The 4659-nt window shown below is 72.7% G+C and carries 3 protein-coding genes; 1 reads left to right on the top strand and 2 read right to left on the bottom strand.

All coding sequences use genetic code 11. The features are described 5' to 3' along the window. Together C1A33_RS20675 and C1A33_RS20670 are read right to left on the bottom strand one after the other, a co-directional pair. Positions 1-1556, bottom strand: a 1556-nt coding sequence (locus C1A33_RS20675) for a Wzz/FepE/Etk N-terminal domain-containing protein (protein ID WP_101833076.1), incomplete at its 3' end; no start/stop codon positions are given. Positions 1557-1791: 235 nt separating this feature from the next. Beyond that, positions 1792-3996 (bottom strand): hypothetical protein, encoded by a 2205-nt coding sequence (locus tag C1A33_RS20670; protein WP_243407770.1) that lies wholly within the window; start codon positions 3994-3996, stop codon positions 1792-1794. Between the two features lie 463 nt (positions 3997-4459). Between C1A33_RS20670 and C1A33_RS35865 the strand changes: the two genes are divergently transcribed. Continuing rightward, on the top strand, positions 4460-4659 hold a 200-nt coding region (locus C1A33_RS35865; protein WP_207770402.1), incomplete at its 3' end, for a hypothetical protein.

Below are 4659 nucleotides of genomic sequence, written 5' to 3'. Positions count from 1 at the left end.
GGGCGGGCGTAGCGGTCGGTGGGCTCGGCGTCCACAGGGCCGCCGCGCTTGGGCGGGCCGCTGCCGTTGTCGGGGCCGACCTGCGAGCTCGAGGTGATGGCCTCGACGGAGTTGCGGCGCTCGGGGGTGGCGGCGGTAACCCTGCGGATGCCGGTGCGGCCGTCGTGGACGACGCCGACAACCCGTTCCGCGAGGGCCGGCCAGTCCCGCGGGACCTGCTCCAGCTCCTTGAGGTGCGTCTCCGGCGAGGTGATGACGACCACCGCGTCGGCCTGGATCGCCGAGGCGGCGGTCATCGGCAGCTCGGCGAGTGCCGAGGTGACGAGGATGACCAGGTCGACGACGGGCGCGCGGTCGGCCAGGATCGGCGCGAGACCGCCGGGGCGAGCCGCCCGGGCAGGCGAGACGCGGTTGTAGAGGATGTGGCCGCGGCCGGTGCCGGACGAGCGGGCCAGGCAGGTCGGCTCATGCGCCCAGCGGGGCAGCTCCCCGGAGGTCGCCCGCGGCAGGCCCTCCAGCGACGCCCGCACCTCCGACGACGGCGAGGTGTCGAGGATGAGCACGACACCCTGGTCGTCCGACCAGGCGGCGGCGACGGAGGCGACCAGGTCGGCCGTCAGGTCCCCGCGCGAGGCCGGGGTGAAAGCGACCACCTTGCTCGTCGGCGACATCACCGCCGACATCGCCGAGACCAGCGTCTCCGCCGCGCTCGCGGTGGTGCGCCCCGGCTCCAGGGCGGCGATCAGCGGCACGCCGAGAGTGTCGGACGGGTTGTGCGGGTCCAGGATCGTCGGCCGACGCTGGTACATGATCCAGACCGCCGCGATCGACCCGAGCAGACCCACGATCACCGCGACAAGCACGTTGCGCAGCAGGCTCGACCCGCCCTGACCGTCCGCGACCGGCGGCTCAGCCAGCTTGATGGCAGTGCTGCTCGTCGCCTGTGCGGTCTGAGCGGCACCAATCTGCTTGTTGAGGTCGCTGAGCTGCTGTGTACGGCTCGCGGCGTTCGGGTCGGCGCCCTGACCCGCCGCGGCGGCCTCCGTCATGAGCCTGATGCGCAGGTCGGTGAGCGCTTTGATCGAATCCGGGCTGTTCGGCCCGTAGTTGGTCAGAAGCGTCCCGTAGGCCTTCTCCGCCGCCGTGACCAGGTTGACCGCGGCCTCCTGGCTCGGGCCCTTGCCCTTGAAGGTGAAGAAGTAGCCAGAGTCGGACGGTGAGGTGCTCAGCCGGCTCGAGACGTCCGAGTCGGTCAACTTGAGGTTCTTCGCGATCTCGGCGATGGCGGCCGACGACTGGGCGAACTGCGCCTGCGTCTGGACGTACCGGACGGCGTCCACAGAGGTGGCGCCCAGGGTGTTGGAGTCCGTCGAGAGGAAGACCCGGGCGGTCGCCGTATACGTGGCGGACTGCGCCTTCGAGTAGATGGCCGCGAGCGCCGCGAAGATCACGACCACGATGCCGATGATGAGCAGCCGCGGCTTTATGATCTTGAACAGGGATGGCGCGGACGGAGCCCGGTTGGTCTCGCCACCCGCCTGTGCGTTGCGGCTCATGACGCCCCCGCCCCGGACTCAGGACGGGCGGACCGGGCCCGCACGCGGATCGGAGAGCCGGTCGCGGTGCGCACCGACACCTCCAGCAGGACGTGAAGCGGACTCAATGTAGCCCCCCACAGGAGCATCCGGCCGGATTGCCGGCCCCAGCAGCTAGATCTGACGAACCGATTTGTGAGCATAGCTGATAGCGGATAGTAAACGGTCATAGCTATGACTGACGCCGAGATGGCGCTCAGGATCCGCGCCGGCCACGCGGCGGACCGGATCCGCGACCCTCGCCGGCCCCTCCGTCGGGACGATCGGACCGGGTGCGACCCGATCTGTCCACATCATCCACCCTGCCGATACGGCGCGTGGAATCGGCTGGCTTCGCCCGGGATGTGGAACGGTCGCGTTCCGGCCGGGGCTGACGTGAACGCGGCACCTCACGCCGCAGCTCTTCCGGCACGTCGGCTTTTCGGACCTTTGTGAGGCCATTTCCATCCCGTCGTCTCGCGATGGACCTGTCACGCCTGGCCGCGCCTTCAGGCATGATCCCCCAACTGCCGGTTGTCTCCACGTCGCTCGGCTCGTTCCAGCCCGTCCGGGTGGACGCGGACGCACGCGAGCGCCGGTCCGGCGTCCCCGGCCGGCCGCCGCGCCGGCCGATCTCCGGCCGGTCACCGCGGGCGTCGCCGCTGGACCGATCCCGCCTGGACGGCGGAGCACCGTCAGCGTCCGCCCCCGCCCGCAGCGCTGCCTGCTCTCTGTCATGTTCCCGACAGACCCGGCGCAACAGGACGAACCAGACGGGAGCGAAGATCCAGAAAGCGATGTTGAAACCGATGACCGCGCCCCGCGCCTCACCGACAACCGCGCCGAGGACCGGCAGACCCAACAGGAACGGGGCGAAGACGATGTTCACCCGGAATGTGATCTTGGTTTTCCCAAGCGCGTAGATCATGCAGGCCGGTCCGACCGGGACGGCGGCGGCGATGTAATGCAGGATCGACAGGCCCAGGATCTGCTTCACGCCATCCCAGCTGTCGCCCAGCAGAGCTCGTCCGTACTGCTCCGGCAGGAAGTAGAAGATCGCACTCCAGGCTGCGCCGATCCCGATGACGAGTCCGGACAGTGCGATGGCTGCCCGTTCCCGCTCACGCGAGGTCATCGAGGTGCGCTTGGAGAACTCCGGCAGCGCGAAGCTGACCACCCCGACGCCGACGACGGTGGTGGGTCCGAGCAGCGTCCGCGCCCCCTGCAGCGCGCCGATCGTCGACAGCGAGCCGACGGCGCCGATCGCCAGGATCGAGGCCTGCAGCGAGCCCTGCACGGTGAGGAACTCGGCGGCCAGATAGGTGGCGTCCGTCCGGTTCTCCTCGAGCCAGCGGCGGGTCGCCCCCGGCGACGGGTAGAAGCCCGCCTGCGCGATCCCCAGCAGGGCCGCGACCAGCGCCGACGCACCCCAGGCGAGCAGCAGCGGCGACGACTCGCTGACCCCCCGGTGGATCAGCAGCCAGATCCCGAAGACCTGCACGACCGCCCACGCCACGTCGTTCAGGAACGCGCCGAACGGCCGGCCCATAGCGAAGAACACATACCGCCAGGCGTCCTGGAGCAGCAGACCGGGCAGCACGAGCCCCATCGCCAGCAGCGCCGATCCCACCGGTCCGCCGATCACTGCGCCGACACCAGCGAAGACGAGCCCGATCGCGATGCCGAAGACGAGCGACGACCCGGTGGTGGCCGACGCGGCGGCGCGGAAGGACGACGGCGACGACCCGGAGTAGAACATGCTCAGCGGCATGCAGGTCGCGCCCCGCGACAGACCGATGACCAGGGCGAACAGCGTGTAGGCGACGCCGAAGGCGCCGTACTCGACGCTGGAGACCTGATGGGCGATGAGGAACGAGATCGCGGCGTTGGTCGCGCTGGAGACCGCCTGGTCGGCGAGGGTCCACAGCGCCTTCGACCGGGTGCTGCCGGCCTCGGCCGCCCCCGGACCGCCGGACTCGCCAACGGCGTCGTCCGCTCCGGCAGCGCCCGCGGCGAGGTCCGTGCCGAGATCCGAGTCGAGATCCCTGACAGCGCCCACCTCGGCCGAGCCCCGCCGGGTCGCCCCAGCCGGCCGCACGGACCGCCGCGCTCGCCCGGGTATCAGGCCACGCGGGACGACCTGGGTCGACTCCGGGTCCGCCGCCTCCTCCCGGCGGCGCCTCGACGGGCGTGCCGGCGCGTCGATGCGGTCGATGACCTGGGTGTGCTCGGCGAGCAGGCGCTGCTGCAGCGCGGTGAGGTCGATCGTCGAGGTGATCGTGGTGGGTATCGGCCCGCCGCCGGGCAGTGGGCGGAACGCCAGCCGCCCGGTCGCCGCGGACGTATCGGGCCCGGCCGGCGTTCCCGGCGCCACGGCCGCGGGCGGAGCGGACGCCGGCGTCGCCCCACGGGCAGCCGACACACCAGGCACTGCCGACCCGGGCACAGGCGGGGGCCCGGGGACAGGAAAGTATGCAGGCACAGCCGCAGGCCCAGGCACAGCCGGGCGTGCAGGTACAGGCGGGGACACCGGCGGCGCTCCCCGTCCCGCCGCGGCCGGCGGCGCCGACGGGTAGGGCGCCGCCGTCATCGGTGGTGTCACGGTCGCGGGCGGCCCAGGCGGAGGCGGCGCCGGAGCCTGCCCGCCCGTCGGCACGCCCACCGAGATCGCCGAACCAGACGCCACCGGACCCATACCCGGCAGCGCCGTCGACGGACTCCCGGCCTCCGTCGGCCACGGGACCCCGCTCGGTGTCGGCCGTGGGCTCCCGGTCTCCGTCGGCCACGGAGTACCGCTCGGCGACGGACCTCCGGTCCGCGTCGGCCACGGGCCCGCGTTCCGCGTCGGCGACGGACGTCCGTTCGGCGACGGCGTCGGAGCTCCGGTGCGCGACGGCGATGCTCCGCCGCTCGTCGGCGGCGGGGGCCCGGCAGGTGGCTCGGGCATCCCGGTCGGGATCGGGGCCGGGGCCGGCGCACCCCGGCCGGCGCCGGGCGGCGCGGGCGGCGCGGGGACGGGGGCCGGGGGGCCGCGGCAGGCGGCGGCCGGCGCCGCGCCGCCGGCGCCGTCGTCGACCACCACCAC

Origin of the sequence: Frankia canadensis (assembly GCF_900197875.1) — a bacterium.
Lineage (GTDB): Bacteria > Actinomycetota > Actinomycetes > Frankiales > Frankiaceae > Frankia > Frankia canadensis.
This window is presented reverse-complemented; position numbering and strand designations above follow the sequence as displayed.